The 20,392-nt window shown below is 65.5% G+C and carries 28 protein-coding genes and 1 tRNA gene; 9 read left to right on the plus strand and 20 right to left on the minus strand.

Features of this window, described 5'->3' with window-relative positions; all coding sequences use genetic code 11:
* Positions 1-180 precede the first annotated feature (180 nt).
* Complete coding sequence (locus tag AC1DT7_RS12735) at positions 181-936, plus strand: 2OG-Fe dioxygenase family protein (protein ID WP_478036322.1); 756 nt, start codon at positions 181-183, stop codon at positions 934-936.
* A gap of 34 nt (positions 937-970) precedes the next feature.
* Positions 971-1,390, plus strand: coding sequence for a secondary thiamine-phosphate synthase enzyme YjbQ (locus AC1DT7_RS12740; protein WP_478036323.1), 420 nt, complete (start codon positions 971-973; stop codon positions 1,388-1,390).
* Positions 1,391-1,408: 18 nt separating this feature from the next.
* On the opposite strand, the gene AC1DT7_RS12745 is transcribed toward AC1DT7_RS12740, so the two are convergent.
* Both AC1DT7_RS12745 and AC1DT7_RS12750 read right to left on the minus strand, forming a co-directional pair.
* A tRNA-Gln gene (locus AC1DT7_RS12745) sits at positions 1,409-1,483 on the minus strand.
* A gap of 92 nt (positions 1,484-1,575) precedes the next feature.
* On the minus strand, positions 1,576-2,694 hold the full coding sequence (locus AC1DT7_RS12750) for a branched-chain amino acid aminotransferase (RefSeq protein WP_478036324.1): 1,119 nt from the start codon (positions 2,692-2,694) through the stop codon (positions 1,576-1,578).
* A gap of 71 nt (positions 2,695-2,765) precedes the next feature.
* Between AC1DT7_RS12750 and AC1DT7_RS12755 the strand changes: the two genes are divergently transcribed.
* Positions 2,766-3,254, plus strand: coding sequence for a MarR family winged helix-turn-helix transcriptional regulator (locus AC1DT7_RS12755; protein ID WP_478036325.1), 489 nt, complete (start codon positions 2,766-2,768; stop codon positions 3,252-3,254).
* 3 nt (positions 3,255-3,257) lie between these two features.
* Here AC1DT7_RS12755 and proC read toward each other — a convergent pair whose 3' ends face one another.
* The 5 genes from proC to AC1DT7_RS12780 form a co-directional block, all read right to left on the minus strand.
* Entirely contained in the window at positions 3,258-4,064 is an 807-nt protein-coding gene (gene proC, locus AC1DT7_RS12760; protein ID WP_478036326.1) for a pyrroline-5-carboxylate reductase, read from the minus strand.
* A gap of 30 nt (positions 4,065-4,094) precedes the next feature.
* Entirely contained in the window at positions 4,095-4,595 is a 501-nt protein-coding gene (locus tag AC1DT7_RS12765) for a type III secretion system chaperone family protein (protein WP_478036395.1), read from the minus strand.
* 109 nt (positions 4,596-4,704) lie between these two features.
* Entirely contained in the window at positions 4,705-4,983 is a 279-nt protein-coding gene (locus AC1DT7_RS12770; protein ID WP_478036327.1) for an accessory factor UbiK family protein, read from the minus strand.
* 22 nt (positions 4,984-5,005) lie between these two features.
* Entirely contained in the window at positions 5,006-5,563 is a 558-nt protein-coding gene (locus AC1DT7_RS12775) for a TspO/MBR family protein (RefSeq protein ID WP_478036328.1), read from the minus strand.
* Between the two features lie 151 nt (positions 5,564-5,714).
* The gene (locus tag AC1DT7_RS12780) at positions 5,715-6,464 is read right to left on the minus strand and encodes a TlyA family RNA methyltransferase (protein WP_478036329.1); all 750 of its coding nucleotides are present in this window, start codon (positions 6,462-6,464) and stop codon (positions 5,715-5,717) included.
* Positions 6,465-6,715: 251 nt separating this feature from the next.
* On the opposite strand from AC1DT7_RS12780, the gene AC1DT7_RS12785 reads away from it, so the two are divergent.
* Positions 6,716-7,393: an RBBP9/YdeN family alpha/beta hydrolase gene (locus AC1DT7_RS12785; RefSeq protein ID WP_478036330.1), complete on the plus strand. Its 678-nt coding sequence runs from the start codon at positions 6,716-6,718 to the stop codon at positions 7,391-7,393.
* Positions 7,394-7,430: 37 nt separating this feature from the next.
* Here the strand turns inward: AC1DT7_RS12785 and AC1DT7_RS12790 are convergent, their stop codons facing one another.
* Positions 7,431-8,138 carry a Crp/Fnr family transcriptional regulator gene (locus AC1DT7_RS12790; RefSeq protein ID WP_478036331.1) on the minus strand — a complete coding sequence of 236 codons (708 nt, stop codon included), beginning with the start codon at positions 8,136-8,138 and terminating at the stop codon, positions 7,431-7,433.
* A gap of 123 nt (positions 8,139-8,261) precedes the next feature.
* Between AC1DT7_RS12790 and AC1DT7_RS12795 the strand changes: the two genes are divergently transcribed.
* Complete coding sequence (locus tag AC1DT7_RS12795) at positions 8,262-8,393, plus strand: hypothetical protein (RefSeq protein WP_478036332.1); 132 nt, start codon at positions 8,262-8,264, stop codon at positions 8,391-8,393.
* 62 nt (positions 8,394-8,455) lie between these two features.
* The gene (locus AC1DT7_RS12800; RefSeq protein WP_478036333.1) at positions 8,456-8,665 is read left to right on the plus strand and encodes a hypothetical protein; all 210 of its coding nucleotides are present in this window, start codon (positions 8,456-8,458) and stop codon (positions 8,663-8,665) included.
* Between the two features lie 54 nt (positions 8,666-8,719).
* On the opposite strand, the gene AC1DT7_RS12805 is transcribed toward AC1DT7_RS12800, so the two are convergent.
* The 8 genes from AC1DT7_RS12805 to AC1DT7_RS12840 all read right to left on the minus strand — a co-directional run bounded on the left by AC1DT7_RS12805 (position 8,720) and on the right by AC1DT7_RS12840 (position 15,469).
* Positions 8,720-9,055: a DMT family protein gene (locus AC1DT7_RS12805; protein WP_478036334.1), complete on the minus strand. Its 336-nt coding sequence runs from the start codon at positions 9,053-9,055 to the stop codon at positions 8,720-8,722.
* A gap of 243 nt (positions 9,056-9,298) precedes the next feature.
* On the minus strand, positions 9,299-10,231 hold the full coding sequence (locus AC1DT7_RS12810) for an MliC family protein (protein ID WP_478036335.1): 933 nt from the start codon (positions 10,229-10,231) through the stop codon (positions 9,299-9,301).
* Positions 10,232-10,315: 84 nt separating this feature from the next.
* Positions 10,316-10,759, minus strand: a complete 444-nt coding sequence (locus tag AC1DT7_RS12815) for an ExbD/TolR family protein (RefSeq protein WP_478036336.1) — start codon at positions 10,757-10,759, stop codon at positions 10,316-10,318.
* Positions 10,760-10,907: 148 nt separating this feature from the next.
* The gene (locus tag AC1DT7_RS12820; protein WP_478036337.1) at positions 10,908-11,279 is read right to left on the minus strand and encodes a hypothetical protein; all 372 of its coding nucleotides are present in this window, start codon (positions 11,277-11,279) and stop codon (positions 10,908-10,910) included.
* Positions 11,280-11,362: 83 nt separating this feature from the next.
* Positions 11,363-12,787: a hypothetical protein gene (locus AC1DT7_RS12825; protein WP_478036338.1), complete on the minus strand. Its 1,425-nt coding sequence runs from the start codon at positions 12,785-12,787 to the stop codon at positions 11,363-11,365.
* Between the two features lie 362 nt (positions 12,788-13,149).
* Positions 13,150-13,743 carry a YdeI/OmpD-associated family protein gene (locus tag AC1DT7_RS12830; RefSeq protein WP_478036339.1) on the minus strand — a complete coding sequence of 198 codons (594 nt, stop codon included), beginning with the start codon at positions 13,741-13,743 and terminating at the stop codon, positions 13,150-13,152.
* A gap of 72 nt (positions 13,744-13,815) precedes the next feature.
* Positions 13,816-14,154: a DNA primase gene (locus AC1DT7_RS12835; protein ID WP_478036340.1), complete on the minus strand. Its 339-nt coding sequence runs from the start codon at positions 14,152-14,154 to the stop codon at positions 13,816-13,818.
* A gap of 88 nt (positions 14,155-14,242) precedes the next feature.
* Positions 14,243-15,469, minus strand: coding sequence for a multidrug effflux MFS transporter (locus tag AC1DT7_RS12840; protein WP_478036341.1), 1,227 nt, complete (start codon positions 15,467-15,469; stop codon positions 14,243-14,245).
* A gap of 120 nt (positions 15,470-15,589) precedes the next feature.
* Between AC1DT7_RS12840 and AC1DT7_RS12845 the strand changes: the two genes are divergently transcribed.
* The 3 genes from AC1DT7_RS12845 (at position 15,590) to AC1DT7_RS12855 (ending at position 18,584) form a co-directional block, all read left to right on the plus strand.
* Entirely contained in the window at positions 15,590-16,105 is a 516-nt protein-coding gene (locus AC1DT7_RS12845; protein WP_478036342.1) for a hypothetical protein, read from the plus strand.
* 114 nt (positions 16,106-16,219) lie between these two features.
* Entirely contained in the window at positions 16,220-17,173 is a 954-nt protein-coding gene (locus AC1DT7_RS12850; RefSeq protein WP_478036343.1) for an isopenicillin N synthase family dioxygenase, read from the plus strand.
* A gap of 121 nt (positions 17,174-17,294) precedes the next feature.
* On the plus strand, positions 17,295-18,584 hold the full coding sequence (locus tag AC1DT7_RS12855; RefSeq protein WP_478036344.1) for a homoserine dehydrogenase: 1,290 nt from the start codon (positions 17,295-17,297) through the stop codon (positions 18,582-18,584).
* A 15-nt stretch (positions 18,585-18,599) separates the two neighbouring features.
* Here AC1DT7_RS12855 and AC1DT7_RS12860 read toward each other — a convergent pair whose 3' ends face one another.
* From AC1DT7_RS12860 to AC1DT7_RS12875, 4 genes are all read right to left on the minus strand, one after another.
* Positions 18,600-18,977, minus strand: coding sequence for a hypothetical protein (locus AC1DT7_RS12860; RefSeq protein WP_478036345.1), 378 nt, complete (start codon positions 18,975-18,977; stop codon positions 18,600-18,602).
* 64 nt (positions 18,978-19,041) lie between these two features.
* The gene (locus AC1DT7_RS12865) at positions 19,042-19,395 is read right to left on the minus strand and encodes a hypothetical protein (protein WP_478036346.1); all 354 of its coding nucleotides are present in this window, start codon (positions 19,393-19,395) and stop codon (positions 19,042-19,044) included.
* Positions 19,392-19,889: a hypothetical protein gene (locus tag AC1DT7_RS12870; RefSeq protein ID WP_478036347.1), complete on the minus strand. Its 498-nt coding sequence runs from the start codon at positions 19,887-19,889 to the stop codon at positions 19,392-19,394. Before AC1DT7_RS12870 ends, AC1DT7_RS12865 begins: the two co-directional genes overlap by 4 nt.
* A gap of 71 nt (positions 19,890-19,960) precedes the next feature.
* Entirely contained in the window at positions 19,961-20,392 is a 432-nt protein-coding gene (locus AC1DT7_RS12875) for a CoA-binding protein (protein WP_478036348.1), read from the minus strand.

The raw sequence follows: 20,392 nt of genomic DNA on the forward strand, positions 1-20,392 counted from the left end.
CGCGGAATGTCTTCGACCCGGTCATTCCGTGAACCCGATCCGGCCCGAGGGAGGGGCGGCGACCGCGAGGTCGTCGCCCCTTTCCTGTCCCAATCCATCGATATGGAGGCTTTCCGGCAACCGGCGATACGGGCCATTCCAGGTCCTCACCGGTCAAGGCCGCGAGAAAGAAGACCTCTATTGACCGAGCATGCCCAGCGGACCGGATCTGTCGACACCCTGACAAAGAAGCTCGCCGAGAATGGCTATGTCAGTCTCTCCGCCGATGCAGTGCTGGCCCATCTCGGGCCGGATGCCCGCCAAGCCTGGGACAGGTTCGCAGCCTCCTGGGGCACCCTCGGCCCCGATCTCTATATGGCTGATGGCGGCCGGTACCGCCGCCGCCGGCATGCCGCCCTGCGGGTTGCCGGTGACACGGTCACCCTCAAGCCGCGCCAGCCCCATTTTCAGAGCCGCGACTACAACCCGCTGAACGGCGACGTGCAGCGCTGGTTCGAGCCGGTCCTGCCGGAGACGCTCGCCAATCCCGTCCTTGATGGGATACTGAAGTCCTGGACGCCCGTTATCTCGGCCGCCGGATCGCATCCGGTCGATCAGGCCTGGCATGTCGAGCTTCATCAGTTCCGCATCGAGACCTCACCGGCCGAAACGGGCCGCCCCACACCCGAAGGGCTTCACCGCGACGGTGTCGACTGGGTCTTCGTGATGCTGGTCGATCGCCGCAACGTCTCCGACGGCGTCACGGAGATCGGCACTGCAGACGGTGAGCGAATCGGGCAGTTCACCCTGGGCACGCCCGGCGATGGAGTCCTGCTCGACGATCACCGCATCCGCCACGGCGTCACGCCGATCAGGCCGGTCGATCCTGCCGAACCGGCATGGCGCGATGCATTGGTCGTTACCTGGCTCGCCGAGGCTCCCCAGCCAAACGAATGACGCGGTCGATGATGGCAGAGGAGGGACGCGAACAATGCGACAATCGACGGACTCATTCGAATTCCTCACCCAGCGCCAAGGGCTGAGCGAGATCACGGACGCAGTGGCCGAATGGGTCGCCCGGCAGGGGATCGCCGAAGGACTGCTCACGTTGTTCTGCCGTCACACCTCGGCATCCCTGCTCATCCAGGAAAATGCGGCACCGGAGGTGCGGTCTGACCTGGAAGCTTTCTTCGCGCGGATCGCGCCCGAGGATCCGAACCGCTACGCTCATGACGATGAAGGGCCGGACGACATGCCAGCGCATCTTCGGGTTGCCCTCACCCAGGTCCAGCTGTCCATCCCGATAATCGACGGCAAGCTCGCGCTCGGCACCTGGCAGGGTATCTATCTTTTCGAGCACCGGCGCCGGCCCCACCGACGCTCGATCGCCGCTCATATCATCGGTGAGTGACCTCCGGGAAACGAGGTCTGGCTGGGGCGGCAGGGTTCGAACCTGCGAATGGCGGCATCAAAAGCCGCTGCCTTACCACTTGGCGACGCCCCAGTGAGAACCCGTCAGAACCACCCGACGGGAACCGGTGAGCGGAGGCCTTTAGGCATCGCAACCGATTCCCGCAACGGGCGTGATCGTCTAGCCTAGTCGAGCCGCTCTACCCAGCCATGCTGGTCGGGCGTCTTCCCGCGCTGGATGTCGGTCAGCGCGTTCAGCATGCGCAACGTCGTCTGGCCCGGGCCGCCGGTGCCGATGGTGAAGTCGCCGCCACGCATCTTCATCTGGGCGATGGGCGCGACCACCGCGGCGGTGCCGCAGGCGAATGCCTCGCGCAGGCGGCCGCTTTCGGCATCGGCGCGGCATTGCTCAATCGAATAGGGCTCTTCCCGCGCGGTCAGGCCCATGTCCTTTGCCAGCTTCAGGATCGAGTCGCGGGTGATGCCGGGCAGGATCGTACCGGTCAGCGGCGGCGTGGAGATGCTGCCGTCATCGAACACGAAGAAGATGTTCATACCGCCAAGCTCCTCGATCCAGCGGCGCTCGGCCGCGTCGAGGAACAGCACCTGGTCGCAACCCTGACGGATCGCCTCCGCCTGAGCGACCAGGCTGGTGGCATAGTTGCCGCCGCACTTGGCAGCGCCGGTGCCGCCCGGTGCGGCGCGGGTATAATCTTCCGACACCCAGAGCGTGACAGCGGATGCGCCGCCCTTGAAATAGGCGCCGACCGACGAGGCGATCACCGCGTACAGATATTCTGCCGACGGCTTGACCCCGAGGAACACCTCGCTCGCGATCATGAACGGACGCAGATAGAGCGATCCGCCATCCGATGTCGGGATCCAGTCATGATCGATCCGCACGAGCTGGCGGATCGACTCGAGGAACAGCTCCTCGGGCAGCTCGGCCATCGCCATGCGCTGGGCCGAACTGCGGAATCGCGCCGCATTGGCCTCTGGCCGGAACAGCGCCGTGCCGCCATCGGTCAGGCGATAGGCCTTCATGCCCTCGAAAATCTCTTGCGCGTAATGCAGTACCGCGGAGGAGGCATCCATCTGGAACGGCGCCCGCGGCTCTACCCGCGCATCATGCCAGCCATCGGTCTCATTGTAGCGGATGGTCACCATATGGTCGGTAAACACCCGTCCGAAACCGGGATTTTCCAGCAGACGTGCCCGCTCGTTTACATCCACGCGGCCCGGATGCGGCACCTGGGTGAAGGTCAGGCCAGTGCCGGTGCTCTCGTCGGTGGTTGTGTCGAGCATGGTTCCATTCTTACAATTTGATACAATTTCGGGGTTGAAGCCTAGTAGGGAAGCCGCCAAATCCGGTCAACATGGCAGCCCCGTCAACGACCGCCTCGCCGCTTTTCCTGCGGGAGCCCGAACTCCGCCGCGGAATGGAATTACTCTATTTCGGCAACAGTCACCTCACGCGTGCGATTGATCGCGGGCTGGCGGCGCAGGGCCTCGGCCGGGCGCACCACCGCGCGCTCTATTTCATCGCCCGGCAGCCCGACATGACCGTCAGCGACTTGCTCGCGCTGCTCGCCATCACCAAGCAGTCGCTCGGCCGCGTGCTGACCGAACTTGGCGAGCGTGGCCTGGTCAATACCCGCCCCGGCGAACGCGACCGGCGCCAGCGCTTGCTACGCCTGACCGATGCCGGCCGCGCACTCGAGAACGAGCTGTTCGAGGCACTGCGCGAGCGGCTTTCGGCGGCCTATGCCAGCGCGGGGCAAACGGCGGTCAGTGGTTTCTGGGCAGTGCTGGAGGGCCTGATCCCCGAACATGAGCGCCCCCGCGTCGAGAGCCTGCGGGACTAGTTTTCAGGATCGGCGCGCCGCAGCCGCCATTTCGGCATTGCGCCGCGTGGCCGCGGCTAGGGTCTCGCGCATCAGCACCTTCAGCGCATCGTCGCGGTCGAGCACGTTCAGCCCCTCGCGAGTCGATCCGCCGGGACTGGCGACCCGATCGGCCAGCACGCCCGGCGAAACATCGGCCTGAGACGCCAGCATAGCCGACCCCTCGACCGTGGCGACCGCCATGCGCTGTGCCTGATCGGCCGGCAGGCCAAGCGCCTCGCCGCCAGCGGCCAACGCATCGATGACCCGGTAGAGAAAGCCCGGGCCGCTCCCCGACAGCGCGGTCACGACGTCGAACAGCTTTTCGTCCGCCATCCATTCGACCAGCCCGAGCGGCGCCATCAGGGCAGAAACCGCCTCGCGCGTCTCGGCGCTCCCGGTGTCGGAATGAAGCGCGACGACGCCCTTGCCGATACCGACCGGCAGATTGGGCATCGAGCGCACGATCGCCCCGGCGTCGAAGCGGCCGGCCAGACTGGCATTCTCCACGCCCGCAAGGATCGACAGCAGCACCGGCACGCCAGCCAGGCGATCCGCATAACGGCTGGTGATCTCGTCGATCTGTTGCGGCTTCATGCCGAGCATCACCAGATCGGGCAGTGGCCCCTGCGGCAGGTCGCGGGACTGGCGCACGCCGTCAGGCAGCACGCGATCGACCCGGTTGACCACATAGACCCGGTCGGCCGCGATCGCGCCGCTGGCAATCCATTGCCGCAGCATGGCGCCGCCCATATTGCCGCAGCCGATCAGCCAGATCCTGTCGATGGTCACTTCCAGCCCCCGAACGCGCGTGTCAAAAGGTCAGGCTTCGCCCTGGGTCTCGGTCATCGCGGCAGCAAGTGCTTCCTTGGGCGTCTTGCCGCCCCACAGCACGAACTGGAACACCGGGTAGAAACGCTCGCACTCGTCGATCGCCGATTCGACCAGCAGTTCGGCCGCGCCCAGCGACATGGTGCCGTCCTCGCCCTCGATCATCGCCGCATGGCGATAGAGCAGGATGCCACTCGACGACCAGAGCTCGAAATGGCCGACCCAGAGCTGCTCGTTGATCAGCCCGATCGCCTCGTAGATCGCGCTGCGGCGTTCGTCGGTAACGCGGATGTCCGGGAAGGCGAGGAACTGGATGACGCTGTCCTCGTCACGCCACAGCGCCCGAAGCTCATACTGAGTCCAGCTGCCCTTGACCTTGGCGATGACCTCGTCGTCCTGGCGCTCATGCTCCCAGCCATGCGCCGAAAAATAGCTTTCGAGCATATCGATGGGCGCGGCGTCGTCGCGTTCATAATCGGCTTCGTCAAGCATCACGCCATGCCTCCCGTTGCCATCATGACACCATATGTGGTGCCGCGATACTGCCGAACGCACAAGGCAGAGGTGGACAGACCTGTAGAAAAAACTGTGGAAAAGATCGTCAGACTCCTGCTTTGGGCTTTTTCGGTGCGGCAGCGCCAGCCTTGGCCTCGAGCGCGTCGAGCCGTGCGCGCAGCGCATCGGCATCGTCGCGCGCGGCGGCCGCCATCGCCTTGACCGCCTCGAACTCGTCGCGGCTGACGAAGTCGAGACCGCCGATCCATTCCTTCGCCCGCGAGCGTGCGCCCTGCTCTGCTTCGCGACCCATGCCGGCCAGCGTGCCGGCCGCGCCGTTCATGAACTTCACGAAATCGTCGAAAATCTTGTTGTCGGATTGCATCGGATGATCTCGCAAATACGGTCTAGAGATTGATGATTTGGGACGTCGAGGACGGCGGCACAAGGGTTTCCGCGCCAGGATTGAGCTCGGATATCCGATAGGTCAGCAACCCGGCATAGACCAGCCATACCAGGTACGGCACCATCAGCCATGCCGCGCTCGACCTGATTCGTCCGAACAGCATCGTCGTTGCGAACGCAAGCACGAACATCGCCGCAATCGTCACCAGCGCCCAGGTCACCTGATGCATGCCGAAGAACAAGGGCGACCAGACCAGGTTCACCGCCATCTGGACCGCAAACAGGATGATCGCCGGGCCACGCAGCCGCGACCCGCGCGCATGGATGATCATCGCGAGCGCGATGCCGAGCAGGATGTAGATCGTCGTCCAGGCAACCGGGAAAACCCAGTCGGGTGGAGTTTCGGCCGGCTTCACCAGTGCCGCGTACCAGCTGTTGGCCGATCCGCTCGGGGCGATCCGTGCCGATGTGAACCCCAGCAGCAGGATGAATGGGACCGTCACGACCGCCCAGCGCATGAACGCCAGCCTGAGCTGCTGTTTCGATGCGATTTCCCTCAAGCTTCCAAACCCTTCCAGTCCCGCACGCCGATGGTGCTCGCCCGCGCGAACAATTGCCCTCGCGAACAGGTGAGGCTCTACTATAGAATAAGGCGGGCGTAATTCCTCGGTTAAATTTCGCACTTGCGAACGGAACCTGTCCCGCCATGTTTCAGGCCATGTCACCGCGAGGTCGTTTGGCCGCGATCAGGAATTCGATATTACCCTCCGGGCCGGTAATCGGACTTTCCACCACACCGTCGACTTGCCAGCCGCGCGATTCGACCCAGGCCGCAACCTCGTCACAGACTCGCCGGTGGATCGCGGGGTCACGCACCACGCCGCCCTTGCCCACTTCCTCGCGCCCGGCCTCGAACTGCGGCTTCACCAGCGCGAGCAGTCGCGCACCTTCCTTTGCGAACGTCAGCGGCACATCCAGCACCTTGGCGAGACCGATGAAGCTCGCATCGCAGACGATCAGGTCGACCGGCTCGGGTATATGCGCCGCGGTCAGGATACGCGCGCTGGTCTGTTCATGGACGATCACGCGCTCGTCCTGGCGCAGTTTCCAGGCGAGCTGGTTCGTACCGCTGTCGACCGCATACACCCGCGCCGCGCCGCGCGTGAGCAGCACATCGGTGAACCCGCCGGTGGAGGATCCGACATCGATCGCCACCGCGCCCGTCACGTCCCAGCCGAAATGGTCGAGGCCGTGCGCCAGCTTGATGCCACCGCGCGACACCCAGGGATGGTCGCGGCCGCGCACGTCCAGCACCACCTCCCCAGCCAGTTGCTGCCCCGGCTTGTCGATCTTGCGATCACCCACGAACACCAGCCCCGCCATGATGAGCGCCTGCGCGCGCGTCCGGCTCTCGGCAAGGCCGCGGTCGACGAGGATCTGATCGGCGCGAAACTTGGCCATGCCATGCCCCTACCAAGCCGAGTCGCGGCGGCATAGCCCCGCCGGGGCGGCCGCGGAACACGGTGGAACCGGCCTGGTTCGCGACGAGATAAGGCCCCGTTTCGGATCATCGCAGCGCCTGCGCATTTGGTCGCAGCGCCTATTGCCTATCATAATAGTAGGAATAAATTTGCGGTGGGAGGCGTGGTCGCGCGGCGTCCCCCTAGAACTTCACGCGGCCACGTCTCTCCCCTCTTTAAGGAGTGCGTATCATGGGAAGCTTTTCGCCCCACGACCCGGCCCAGCCCACGATCCTGACCGTCCCCGGTCTTGGCGGATCAGGCCCATCGCACTGGCAGAGCCTGTGGGAAAGCGCCCGGCCCGATACGGTCCGGGTCGAACTCGGTATGTGGAACACGCCGCACCGCAACGCCTGGGTGACAAAGCTCGACCAGGCGATCAGGTCGGCCCAGGCGCCCGTCATCCTCGCCGCGCACAGCCTTGGCTGTCTCGCGGTCGCGTGGTGGGCCGAACTGACTCGCCAGCCCTATGGCTGGCCGGTGGCCGGCGCGCTGCTGGTGGCGCCGGCCGATGTCGATCGTTCGGATGCTCAGGTCGATCTGAAGGCGTTCGCGCCCACCCCGATCGCTCCCCTGCCCTTCCCGTCGATCCTCGTCGCCAGCCGCGACGACCCGTGGATCGAGATCGAGCGGGCGCACAGCCTGGCGGCGGCATGGGGCAGCCATTTCGTCGATGCCGGCGCGCAGGGGCATATCAATGCGGCCAGTGGTATCGGCTGGTGGAGCGAGGGGCAGGAACTGCTCCACCGCGTCATCCATGCCGCCGGCGACCGCAAGGGCCACCCCCGCGCACCGGGCGACGCCCGCTCGATCCTGGCGGTCAACGCAACCGACGCGGCGCAGACGCATTATCTGGGCGAAAGGGCCTGACACCATTTCCGTCTCCCTGTCGGGAACGGGGAGACGGTCACTCCAGAAACAGATAGCCCGCGTCGAACTCGGCAAAGCTGCGCAGTCCTGCCCAGTCTAGGATCGTCGCGGTGCCCGAGCGGAATTCCAGCAGTCCCTGCTCGCGTAGCTGCCGCAGCATCCGGTTGGCATGGACCGGAGTCAGGCCGGTCGCATCCGCCAGATCGATCTGGGTCAGCGGAAACGCGAAGCGCATGCCATCGGTCATGCCGATCCGCTCTAGCCGCATATACATTTCGCAGAACAGGTGCGCGAGCCGCACCGCCGCCGAGCGCGCGCCGACCGAGACGATCCATTCGCGGTTGATCGCTGCGTCGATCAGGGTCGATCGCCACAGCAATTCGGTCAGCGTCGGGGATTGTTCGGTCAGGGCGCGGATCGCCGGATGAGGGAACAGCGCGACCTTCACTGACGTCAGGGCAGCGACCGAATGTTCGAGGCGTTTCAGCGGATAGCTGTGCAGATCGACGAAATCGCCGGGGATATGGATCGCCAGGATCTGCCGCCTGCCCTCGGGCGTATCCTTGTAGCGTTCAACAAAACCTTCGAGCAGCAGGGTGCACTGGGTCAGCGGCACCTGCTGGCGTACGATGATCTGCTTCGGTCGATACTCGGTTGTACGGCCGACCGCCGCCTCGAGCGATGCAGCCTCAGCCTCGCTAAGTCTCGGAGTCTGGTGGGTTTTCAGGAAATCTCGTATGTACATCCCTACACCTTATCGGAACCGTCCGGGTCGCGCCTGCGTTTTTGTTAATCCGGGAAAGGTAATTTCACTATGCCAACAAAAGCCCATGATGTCCCTACCACTGTTACGGCAGAGGACGGGGAAGTGATGCTGGACGGCCCGGACGGACTCGCTGTCTCCTTCACACCGGACGCAGCGTCGAAATCCGCCGTCGCGATTGCTGCCGCCGCGAGCGAGGCGCAGCGCCAGTGCGGCGAAGTGAAGACACCCGACTAACTCGCGTCCATTTACCAGTCCAGGGAGGGCCACCTTAACCATGGGTGCCTCAGTGGGTGGCGATGCCCTTCGCCAAACTCTTTCGCAGCCGATGGGCAGCGCTGATCTGGGCAGGCGGCATATTGTGGACCGCCGTCGACGTCGCCGGCTATGATCAGCCCCGCAAACCCGACGACCAGACCAATGCCGTAGGTGCGCCGACCGATGCGACGGGCGAGGCGATTCAGAACAGCGACCTCGTCGCTCTCGCCGCGGCCCTGAACGCTGACTAACCCAAATTTAGCCCTCGACTGGTAAGGGATGTACTTACCTCGGGCGCGTTCGCTTCAGCGCCCGGCGAACATGAACGCCGCCGCCCCGATCAGGCAGACGAACGCGCCGGCGTGCCGCCAGCTCAACGGCTCCCCCAGCACCGCCACCATGAACACGCCGAACACGAGCAACGTGATCACCTCCTGCGTCACCTTGAGTTGCCCACCGCTCCACCCCGCAGCATAGCCGAGCCGGTTGGCCGGCACCGCCAGACAATATTCGAACAGCGCAATGCCCCAGCTTATCAGGATCACCCAGATCAGCGGCTTCGTCATCCCGCCCTTGAGGTGCCAGTACCAGGCGATCGTCATGAAGCAGTTGGAGGCGACGAGAAGCAGGAGTGTCGGCATGGGTGGGATCCAGCAAAAGATCGGGCGGGCCTAGCATGTACCGCGCGCGCCGGGGAGCTTATGTGGGGGACTGAGAAACACTCGTGCTGCCTTGCCCATCCCGTTCCACCGCGAAGGCGAAGGTCAGGTCGGCGAGGCTCAGGTAACGGCGCGAAATGCCGGTCAGCAATCACCCTCCGGCGACGTGCCTTCGCCACATGATCGTTGTGGCACGGACCCGCGACACCGCGATCATCAGAATGCCTATTCGTTTGACCGGCAAGCCAGCGGTGGCAGCTTGGGCTGTGTAAAGATCGCATCCTGGCCCTTGCCGCGCAGCTCGTAACCGCGCGCCGCATACCAGATGCCCGAGCCCGGCCGCTGACCCTTCAGCACTGCGACCAGCTTCCCGGCCGATCGGATCGTCGCGGTATCGGCGCCATTGTCGAAACGGACGTTGAGGCGGCTGCCGTCGACACAGCGATAGCTCGCCGTGACGATGTCGGATGTCGGCGCGGCCACGTCCCCGGCGGGTTTACCGCCCGCCTTCGGTTTGAAATCGGCACTGCGGATATGCCAGCTCTTCTGCGCTGCAGTGGCGCCATCGATATCCCCGACACGGTGCAGCGTGACGCTGCCCAGCATATAAACCGGCGTCGCCCCCTGCTTCAGCCGGCCATAGAGCTGCACCGGCACCGTCACATAACGTTGCCCGGCACCGGCCTCCACATCTCCCGGCGCGCCGATATTGGCGTGATATTCGGAATATTTGGCGAAGCTCGCGGCAAACGCCTCGGCGCTCATGCCGGACGCCTTGCCGCCATCGTCCCACAGCGCCCAGGCCTGACGGTATTTGCCCTCGCCGAGCAGCGCATAATAGGTCTGGACGACGTTGGCCGCCCCCTGCGCGCTGTGGGGCGTGAAGGGCGCCTCGGACAACGGCGTCCGGTCGTCGGGCAGGCCACCGGGTGTGCCCGGCTCGGGCGGCATCAGCGGCGCGGGCGTCGCGATGGCGCCCGGTGCTGGCTCTGTCGCCGGTGCCGCCGCCTGGTCTCCCGCCTGGCCATTGGCATAGGCGTCCACGCTGCCCTGCGCCTGCACCGCAGCGGTGTTGATATCCACCGCGTTGCCGGTGGCGGGCTTGTCGGGCGAGCAGCCGGCGGCGAGGATCAACGGGAGCGCGACGAGACACCGCATGAGATCAAGACCTTGTCGGTTGAAGGGGAACGCCCAACGCGGTGCGACGCGCCGGTGTTCCCCACCAACCCTATTCATTCGACCTTATTCAGCCGCGTCGTAATTCCGGAACCGCTCATTGCCGACAAAGCCGAGCTTGGTGATGCCGGCCCGCTTGATCACCGCAAGCGTCTGGTCGAACCGCTCATAGCGTGCCGCTCCATCGGTGCTGAACTGCAATTGCACATTGGGATCGGCGCGGATCGCGTCGAGGCGCGCGCGCAGTCCCGCAAGGTCCATGTTGGTGCCGTCGAGCGAGATCTGACCGGCGGCGTTGAGGTCGATGCGGTGGATGGTGTTGACCTCGGTGCTGGGCACCCCGCCCGTGGGCAGGTCGATCGGCACCTTGTGAGTCATCATCGGGATGGTGAGGATCAGCGTCACGATCAGGACGAGCAGCACGTCGATCAGCGGCGTGATGTTCAACGCCGAAAGCGGCTCGGGATCGGCAACGCGGGACCGCCGGTAGGTCAAGGCTCGTGCGCTCATCAGGTTCTCCCTTAAGATGGTGACGTTACACCATATCATGTAACGAGCCGGCGGCAAGCTATTTGCAGCGGATGGTGTGTCATTGGTCCGACCCGCGACTGCGCCTCACTTCAGCGATCGTGATCTGGGGCAGGCTGCTCGCGACGGCCTATGCCTCTTTCCCGTATCGAAGGATCGTGACCGGGCTTGCCCCCTTTGCCGTATCGGACGCCAACCACAACAGCACAAAGGCCTGGCCGTCGCGCGAAAAGCCGAAGCCCCGCCCGCCGCGGGCTCGCGCCACCGCCTCTATCTCCGGCAGCGCCTGCCAGCCCTTGGCCCGTTCGCCATACCAATGCAGGATCGCCGCAAAATCGGTGCCGGCGGGCGCGGCCAGATGCTCCTCGACCGGCTTGCCGAAACGGCCGCGCAGCGACTGGTCGACCCGCCCGATCAGATGTTCCTCGACGCTCGCGACGTGGTCGCCGAACGCATATTCGGCCGGCCGTGCGATCGGTGCCGGGGGGTCAGGCAGGGTCATGGCACTCGGCTCCTTCGGGCCGCACGCAGCCAGCATCACCGCCGCGGCAACCGGCCCCAGGCGATACCGAAGATGTCCGCCGGTCACGGTTCGGCGGTGCGCTGCACGCGGCTCAGCGTTGTGTTGAACGCATCGGCGACCGGATCGCCCACGCCAAGCTCCTGCGTGTTCGGGTCCTGCGGCAGCGCTGCCCGCTCCAGCTTCTGCGCCGGCGTAGTGCCTGGGTCGTTGATCGCGCCGCGCACGGCGAACTGAATCCATTCCTTGCCGACACTGGCGGCCGTGCCGACCGCCTTGCCACCTACGCCGGCCTTGTCGACCACGGTGAGCACCGATTTGAGCACCGCCGTCACCACCTCCTGCTGCGCCTTCACGTCCTTCGAGTTCGCTGCGGCACCGGCGTAGACAGCCCCGGTGAAATAACCAAGCGTGCCGGCATTCTCGCGGCGCTCCTGCCCGTTGACGGTGGTCGTCTGGTTGAGCCGGCCGATCGGATCGCCCTTCAGATCGTTGCCGAACTGGAGCTTGGCCATCTGCTCGCCGAGCTTCGCCTCCTTGTGATCCGCGATCATCACCTGGGCATAGGCGGCGAGATCGGAGCCGTCCTGGGTAGTGGTGTTATAGGTCAGTTCGCGCGTGATGCCGGCCGTGTCGCTGTCGAGCAATTTGATCATCGAATCGGTAACGGCGGAGAGAGTCGCGTTCCGATCGGGCGAATTCTGCCCGAGCCCGACAGCCTGGGTATCTCGCACCGTACGCAACGCATCTGCGCCCGCGTCGAAGATCTGCGCCTTGAGATCGGGGTTCGAGATGCTGGCCGCGGCATTCATCACCGACTGGAACCCCTTGGGATCGAAGCTGGTGATGACGCCACTCTGCGAATATTGGTTGCTCTGATCGATGCTGGTGCTCACCACCGCACGAAGCTGGTCCTGGCTGAGCGCACTGAACGCAGCCTGCGCCTGAGACCCGCGCATCGATCCGATCACCTTGCCGATCGCCGATGCCTCGGCATCCACTTCGTGCGACCAGGAGCCGCCAAGGGTCGTGCCGCTCAGCCCCTTGCCGTCAGTCTGGCCGGCAAGTGCCTTCACATAATCCACCTTGATCGAGGCGGCGGCGTGAGTGGAAACGGCATCGGCCAGTTCGCCCACCCGGTTATAGCCGTCCTCGCCGCCCGATGCCTTGGCGAACGCGTTGCTCACGCTCGCAAGACTGTTGCCGTCCAGCTTGCCCGCCAGGTCGGTGAACAGATCGCGGCGCTCGCCATCGGTATAGCCGCCATTGCCGAACCAGGATCCGTCGACCGCCTCGGAGGCGAAGCGGTCCAGTTCACCGGTGCGCTGCAATTCATCGACCACGGCGTCGGCATCGGCCGAGGTTAGCCCCTTGAGCCGCGCGGCGACATCGTTCACCTCGCCATGCGTGACGGTGTTGAACCACCCCGACGTGTCCAGCTTGGCATGGATATCGTTATAGGCGGACTGCTGCGTTGCGGTGAGCGTCACGGTCCCGACTCCTCTGATGACCCGGGGGCGTTGAAGCACATTCCGCCATATGCGGCTCTCAACGATATGTTTAGGTCGAGGCCCGGAACAACGAACCGCCGACTCTGTTACGACACGCCGATTGCCGGCTTGTGCCGATAAGCGTGGAAAGGCGCGCGCCGCAGCAGCCAGTCGATCGCGCCGGTGTCGATGCTCACGCTCGGACAAAGCACCGGCATCGCCATGGAGTGGTATCCCCGCTCGAGTCCGCCCTAGCCCCTGCTCGGCGGCCGGCCGATGCCGTCCCGTTTCGATCCGGCCGCGAATGCCGTTGCCTTCGATGGGGAAGGGTCGCTCACCCCCCGGTGACAGGCGCCACCGCATCACTTCTCATATTTCCAGTTGCGCCTCTTGCCCTCGCGCAGCAGGTTGATCGCCTCGGCGACGCGCTTTGCCTTGGTCTCCGGACGCTTTGCCTCCCTGATCCAGTCACAATAGTCGCGGCGGCAGCTTGGAGGGAACCCGTCGAAGGTCGCGGTCGCCGCCGCATCGCCCGCCAGCGCGTCGGCCAGTTCCGGCGGGACTCCCAGTTCAGCCTTGGACGGCTTCGCCTTGCGCTTGATGGCGCCGTCGCCCGCATCGACGAGAGCGGCAGCGGCGCGGATCATCTCGTCGAACTCGGCATCGCCGGGCAGGTCCGCGATCGAGGTCAGCCGGCCGAACTGGCCCATCGCCTCGCCTTCCTGGCCGGTCGTCAGCGCGTCGCGGCGCCAGAACCCGAAGCTCGCATGCGCCTTGAACCCCGACATGATTGCCAGCGGATGCCCTTTATAGTCGAAGAAAGGACGGCTCCATTTGACCGTCTCGACCACCTCGGGACAGGCAGCGTGCATACGCGCGCGGATATGCAGCAGGATCGGCTTCGCGAATTCGGCCTGCTTCTCGATATAGGCATCGGTGCGGGGATCGGTCGGCATGGCGGAGCTCCTAGCGCCGCAGATTCTATTCAGTGGTGGGAGGGCCGGTCAATCCGCCCCTCCCGCGCCGGGTCACGGCTTCAGCGTCGCGTCGTCCGCATCTCCCAGATCCTCTTCGTCGACATCGTCGTCGTCGAAATCTTGCTGGAGATCGTCCTCGACCAGATTGTCCTCATCCTCATCGGCATCGGGATCCTCTTCGCCGACCTCGTCGCTCTCCATTTCGAGATCGTCCTCATCGTCGTCGTCATCGCCGATATCGGGCGAGAGATCGGTGAGGATCGTACCATCAGTCGGCCCGTCGCGCGTGACCTCGAGGATCTCCGCACGCTGGCTCTCGTCATAGCCTTCCTCGTCGAAACCGTCGTCGCCGGTGCCCTCGCCGGGCACCTGATAGCCGCCTATGCTCATCGTCCGTCTCCCAGCCGCAGGATTGCGGAAGTCATCAACGCGAACGAGACTAGATCAAAGCGGTTCCGCCGTCAGCGACGAAGCGCGCTCAATGCGGCCGGAACAACCTGCCGCGCTCGGTCACTGCGGTGATGCAGAGCGTGATGACCCCGCAGCACAGGGTACCAAGGTGCAGCGGCAGGGTCGTGCCCGCAAAGGACTGCCCGATCGACATGCCGATCACCGCGCCGAAGGTCACGCTGATGAAGCCCTGGATGCTCGACGCGGTACCGGCAATCGCCCCCATGTCCTGCATCGCCATCGCATTGAAATTCGCATTGGCCAGGCCGAAACACCCCATGGTCAGCGCCTGCAGGACCACGAACAGGATCAGACTCTCCCCGCCCAGGAACCAGTTCACCACGTTCACGCTGGAGATCAGGATCAGCGCCACCACCGCGCTGTGCGACAGGAAGCGCGAGCCGAGCCGCATCACCAGACGCGAATTGAGCAGATTGGCGGCCGCCATCATGCCCGCGGTGCCGGCGAACACCAGGTTCAGATGCTTCTCGGCGTCGAAGACCGTGGTCACGATCTGCTGCACCGAGGTGATGTAGCCGAAGAGCGCGCCCTGCAGCATCGTGCCTGCCAGCGTATAGCCGAGCGACCAGCGATCGGTGAGGGTCGTGCGATAGCCCTCGATCAGGCGCCCCACGGAAAAGGGCGTGCGCTCGCCGGCCAGCGTCTCGGGCATGCGCACCGCGAACCACGCCAGCACGATCGCGGTCAGCACCGCGATCACGCTGAAGATCAGCCGCCACGATCCGAAGAACAGGATGAACTGGCCGAGCGTCGGCGCCAGCACCGGCGCGATCATGAAGACGATGATCGCAAGGCTCATAACCCGCGCCATCGGCCGGCCCGAATAGCAGTCGCGCACGATCGCGATCGTCACCACACGGGTCGCCGCCACCGCCACGCCGCCAAGCAGGCGAGCGATCAGCAGCAGCTCGAAACTGCCCGACAGCGCGGCCACGACATTGCCGATGCCGTACAGGAACAGCGCCGACATCATCACCGGCCGGCGGCCGAACCGGTCGGCCAGCGGGCCATGGATCAGTTGCCCGGCGCCGAGCCCGATCAGATAAATCGCGATGACATATTGCCGCTCATTCTCGGTCGCGACACCAAGCCGCTCGCCGATCGCCGGAAGCGCCGGCAGCATCGTATCGACGCCGATCGCGCCCAACGCCATCAACGATGCGACCATCACGACGAACTCGCGAAAGCCGAAAGGCGCCATATTGCGGGATTCGAGCGAAGATGCGGCATTCATGCGGAGGCCTGTCGCAGAAGCTTCGGCGAAGGTCACCCCCAGTTTCGCCCCGAAAGCTTGACGCCGCGCGCATCCGGACATAGTGTATTACTATAGTAATTCACCTTTGGAGACCGCCTCATGCTTCGTCCCCTGGCTGCCGCGATCCTGCTCGCCGCCTCGCTCTCCGCGTGCGACGGTTCGAAGACGGGCACCTCCATCTCGATCAACAGCACCGATTCGGACGGCAATGTCGTGGCCAGCATGGACGGCAATACCGGCGCGGTCGCGATCAACGTGCCGGGTTTCTCGGGCAAGCTCAATCTGCCCAAGATTCATCTCGACGCGGGTGATTTCGACATGAACGGCGTGCATCTTTACCCCGGCTCGACCATATCGGGCATGAATGTCGAGGCACACAGCGACGGCAAGCCCGGCAAGGGCGACGACACCGGCAGCATCCGCGTCTCCTTCGAAAGCCCCGCTGCCCCGGCAACGGTGCGCGACTGGTTCCAGCAGAAGCTCAACGGCGCCGGCTTCACCGTGGCCGCGAACGGCAACGGGCTGACCGGCACGACGGACGAGAAGAAACCGTTCAAGCTCGACCTGACCGCTGACGGCGACGACAAGTCCAAGGGAGTCATCACGCTCAACTAACGACGCGATTGTCCTCGGCATGACCAGCGCGCCGAACGGCGGAGAGGCGGCACCTGTTCGGCATGCTGCGTTGTCGCTATGCTGGCGTTCTGCCTGACATCATGGACGTTCATCATGCTCGATACCCCTTCAGCCCAGGTCCCGGCTCTGTCTCTCAATGACGAGGCGACGGATCCGGACGCCTTTGCCGCCGCGCTCGGCGGGTCGTTCGAACGCTTCGGCTTCGCGGTCATCGCCGATCACGGCATCCCGCAGGACCTGATCGGTCGCGCCTGGAGAGAGACCGCCGAACTGTTCGCGCTGCCCGAGGAGGAGAAGCGCGGCTATTTCACCCCGGCCGGCGGCGGCCAGCGCGGCTACACCCCGTTCAAGACCGAGATCGCCAAGGACGCGACGCATGTCGACCTGAAGGAATTCTGGCACGTCGGGCGCGAACTGCCCGCCGGCCATCGTTTTTCCGCCGACATGCCGGCGAATATCTGGCCCACCCGGCCCGAGGGGTTCACCTCGACCTTCCTGGAACTGTTCACCGCGTTCGACCGCGCCGGAGACCGGCTGCTCTCGGCCATCGCGCGCCATCTGCGGCTCGCCCCCAACTGGTTCGATCACGCGGTCGAGGACGGCAATTCGATCCTGCGTCTGCTCCATTATCCGCCGATCCCGGCCGATGCCGAAGGCGTGCGCGCCGGCGCGCATGAGGATATCAACCTCATCACGCTGCTGCTCGGTGCCGAAGAGGCAGGCCTCGAACTGCTCGACCGCGACGGGCGTTGGCTCGCGATCCGCCCGCCCGAAGGGGCGATGGTCGTCAATGTCGGCGACATGCTCCAGCGCCTGACCAACCATGTCCTGCCCTCGACCACCCACCGCGTCGTCAATCCGCCACCCGAGCGCCGCGGCCATTCGCGCTATTCGATGCCCTTCTTCCTCCACCCGGCCCCCGATTTCCTGATCGAGACGCTGCCCGGGTGCATCACCGCGGAGAACCCGAACCGCTACCCGACCCCGATCACCGCGCACGACTATCTGCATGAGCGGCTGGTCGAGATCGGGCTGGTGAAGAAGTAAAAATCGGATCGGGAAAGAAATAGATTTCGTCACCGCGGACTTGTTCCTGGGTCCACTCCTCCGCTAGCGCAACCGCGAGATAGATCCGGGGCATGTCCGGGATGACGAAGGTGGAAGACGAATGACCAAGCCCTTGCGCGTCGCACTCGCCGGACTCGGCACCGTTGGCGGCGGCGTGATCAGGCTGATCGACGCGAACGGTGCGCTCATCGCCCGCCGCGCCGGCCGCCCGATCGAGATCGTCGCCGTCTCGGCGCGCGACCGCGCCAAGGATCGCGGCGTCGATATCGGCCGCTTCGAATGGGTCGACGACACCACCGCCCTCGCCCATCATGAGGGTGCCGATGTCGTGGTCGAACTGGTCGGCGGCTCGGACGGTCCCGCCCTGACGCTCGCCCGCGCGACGCTGGCTGGCGGCAAGAGCCTGGTCACCGCCAACAAGGCGATGCTCGCCCATCATGGCTTCGAACTCGCCGAAGCGGCCGAGGCGGCCAAGGTCGCGCTCAAGTTCGAAGCAGCGGTCGCGGGTGGCATACCGGTCATCAAGGGCCTGCGCGAAGGCGCCGCCGCTAACGAGATCGCGCGGGTCTATGGCATCCTCAACGGCACCTGCAATTTCATCTTGTCCAAGATGGAGGCCGAGGGCCGCGATTTCGGCGAGGTGCTTGCCGAGGCCCAGGCGCTCGGCTTCGCGGAAGCCGATCCCAGTTTCGACATCGACGGCGTCGACGCGGCACACAAGCTGTCGATCCTCGCCAGCCTCGCCTTCGGCACGCGCCCGGCCTTTGCCGATGTAGCAACCAGCGGCATCCGCCATCTGCTCGGCGCCGATATCGCCGAGGCTGCCGCGCTCGGCTACCGCGTGCGCCTGATCGGCATTGCCGAGAATGGCCCCGGCGGCCTGTTCCAGCGCGTCCATCCGCATCTCGTACCGACCACCCACCCGCTCTCGCACGTCACCGGCGCGACCAACGCCGTGGTGGCCGAGGGCAATTTCGTCGGCCGCCTGCTGTTCCAGGGTGCCGGTGCCGGCGACGGCCCGACTGCGTCAGCGGTGGTCGCCGACCTGATCGATATCGCGCGCGGCGAGTTCGGCCCGGCCTATGCAATGCCGGCCGCGTCGCTCGCCGAGCATAGGCCCGCCGACGCCGGGGAGCGCCGCGGCCGCGCCTATGTTCGTTTCACCGTCGCCGACAAGGTCGGCGTGCTGGCCGAGATCGCCGCGGCGATGCGCGACGCCGGCGTCTCGATCGAGAGCCTGATGCAACGCGGCGCGATGCCCGACGGCACCGTGCTCGTCGCCATCGTCACGCATGAAGGACCCGAGCGCGCCGTCGCGCAGGCACTCGAAAAGCTGCGCGGATCGCAGAGCCTCGCCGGTCAGCCGATGTGGATGCACATCCTCGGCTGACGGCTGCGACCGTCGCTATCGGATGACGGCAGTGGCCGGAACACCCGGTGCCGCGCTGCCCATATGGATGATCGTCCGGGTCCGGCGCGGACAGATGGTCTGGCCGATCAGCGCGCACCGCGTACCGTCCTCGGCCAGCGCCATGTCCTTGTCGGTCGGCTCGCCAGTCTGGGGGAGGAGCAGACGATAGCGCGAGTCAGGATTGGCCGTGACGCATATCGGGTCGCCGGCACAGCCGATCGACTGCGGCTTGATCACCGACATCGAGATCGGCTTGCGCAGCCGCCGCGCCTTGCGTGTCACGCGGACGGTCCGCACCACAGGCGGGCGCGTCACCCGAACGCGCTCCGCAACCGGCGGTGCCGCCATCAGCAACATGGTGAGCACGAGCATCGCGGAAATCCCCCTCGGTTATCGAGGGCATAACCGCCAGGACGAGGATAGGTTGCGCACTTTTTCAGGGGGCCAGCGGACGCTCCCCGGCAAGGTGGAAACCGCCGGTACCGACCGACACGCCGACCTTGCCGCAGCCGACCAGAAAGATCGACTTCTCCTCGCAATTGTCGGTGCGGGCAAGCATCCGCTCACGCTCCGCCGGCACGCCCTCATTCTTCGGATCGGCCGGGTCGCGCTCGATCAGTGGCACGCGGTACCGATCGGCGTTGCGTCGCCCGCAGACCATCACCTCCTGCGGATCGACCGCTGCGGCACAGCGCGGGCCGGCTGCTGTCTTCTGGCGATAGCGGTTGATCGCATCGTCGGGCGTGGCCGGCGCCGCCTGGAGCAGGACCAGCAACGCCGCGATCATCATTTAGCAGTCCCCGCCACAGCCGCCTTGGCTCCCTCGGGCGGCAGGTCGTCGAACTGGATCGGCACCCGGTTCGACTTGTCGGGATGTTTCCTCAGCGCATCCTTCACCAGCCCGACCGCTCCCGCCACCATCGGGATGATCGGCGGCCCGAAGCTCGTCTGGCATCCGCCCTGCCGTGCTGCGCACGGCGTTCCCTGCGCGGCGAGCGCCCCGCGGCCGGTCATCTCGCGATTGACGGGCGCCGGCCCTTCCGACACCGCCTCGCCGGGAAGCGGCAGGCGCTGGCTCGGGAGCGCGTCGCCGCACACCACGACGTCGCCATTCTGTGCTGTGCCGGCACCGCCATCGGCGGCCGAACTGTCGGCTTTTAGGGAAGGCCGGCACGGTTCGTCCGGAACCGGCGCCAGGATCGACCAGCGCTCAGGCTGGGGCGCGGGTTTCGCCGTGGGCACCGGTACCGCCTGCAGGGCGAGAATCGTGAACAATGCCAGCATGATCCGCGACTCCCGACGCCGCGTCCATCATGCAGTGCCGCCATTCCGCGCGCAAGTGGAGGTATGACCGATCAGGCGGTGATCGGCGCCACGCCCAGTCGAGGAATCTCGATCGCGGGGCAACGGTCCATCACCACTTTCAGCCCGGCCGCCTCGGCGCGCGCCGCCGCTTCCTCGTTGATGACACCAAGCTGCATCCACACGGCCTTCGCACCCACCGCGATCGCCTGGTCGACCGCTTCTCCCGCAGCAGCCGAGTTGCGGAAGATGTCGACCATGTCGATCGGGTCGCCCAGCTGCGACAGTTCGCGGAACACGAACTCGCCATGAACATGCTCGCCGGTGATCTGCGGATTGACCGGGATCACGCGATAGCCGTGCGCCTGCAGGCTCTGCATAACGCGATAGGACGGGCGGTCGGGCCGGTCCGATGCGCCGACCAGGGCGATGGTGCGCGTCTGTTCGAGCAGCGCCTTGATCTCTGCGTCGCCGGTGATTGGCAT

Source organism: Sphingomonas sp. P3_C6 (assembly GCF_056402595.1).